The sequence below is a fragment of the Micromonospora sp. CPCC 206060 genome (genome assembly GCF_036906895.1).
Lineage (GTDB): Bacteria > Actinomycetota > Actinomycetes > Mycobacteriales > Micromonosporaceae > Micromonospora.
On the sequence record NZ_JBAKHU010000251.1, the window covers coordinates 1 to 903 of the forward strand.

1 protein-coding gene is annotated in these 903 nt (G+C 67.6%); it reads left to right on the top strand.

The genetic code is table 11. The features are described 5' to 3' along the window. Positions 1–251: 251 nt before the first annotated feature. Positions 252–719, top strand: a complete 468-nt coding sequence (locus V6U90_RS33565; RefSeq protein ID WP_334445223.1) for a MarR family winged helix-turn-helix transcriptional regulator — start codon at positions 252–254, stop codon at positions 717–719. Positions 720–903 lie beyond the last annotated feature (184 nt).

Here is a 903-nt window from a genome sequence, read left to right on the forward strand (position 1 = left end):
GATCGCAAGAGCGAGCAGGCCCAGTGGCATTTTCTTCGGTTCAGCAGACACGAGTTCTCCCGTAGCAATATGTAGCGCGCTTGCAACTACCGGCGCGCGCAACTCCGATACTTGCCCGCGCCGTCTATCGGCGCAAGCGTGCGACTGGTCACATGGCTGGCGTCTGCAACTATCGGCGTGCGCGGCTAGGATCGCGGCGGGATACGCCGCCGATTCGCTCGGGGGTAACGGCACAGCAAGGAGCGCAGGACGTGGGCATCGGCGATGACGCGGTCGAGATCCGCGCCCAGGGCTGGCGGACCCTCGCGGCCCTGCACGGCCTTATCGACACCGCGCTGGAGAAGGCTCTGCAGGCCGAGCACCATCTGTCGGTCGTGGAGTACACGGTGCTCGACGCCCTGTCGCGGCAGGCCGGCTGGCACATGCGCATGCAGCAGCTCGCCCGCGCCGCTGCTCTGTCCAGCAGTGCCACCACCCGGCTGGTCAACCGGCTCGAAGACCGTGGCCTGCTCACCCGCATCCTGTGTCAGGACGACCGCCGCGGCATCTACACCGAGCTGACCAAGCAGGGCTGGGCGCTGCTCAACCAGGCGCGGCCGACGCACAACGAGGTTCTCGCCACCACGTTGACACAGGCCGAGGAACTCCCCGAGCTGGCGCCCCTGGTCGACGCCCTGCATCGCCTGCCCACCAGGACCACGCAAGCCGCCAGTCCCTAACGTGGTCTTGAATCCCGACACGCTGAGGCTCGGCCCGCCGGGTGATCGCGCTGGTCTGGACGTAGATGCCCGCTGCCGTCCGCAGGAGCTGACCCGCGTGAAGGTCGGACGAGTTGCGTCCGGCAGAGTGGTGTACGGCAGACCTGCAGCTCAGAGCCGGTTTGGCGTAGACGTGAGGCGGCCA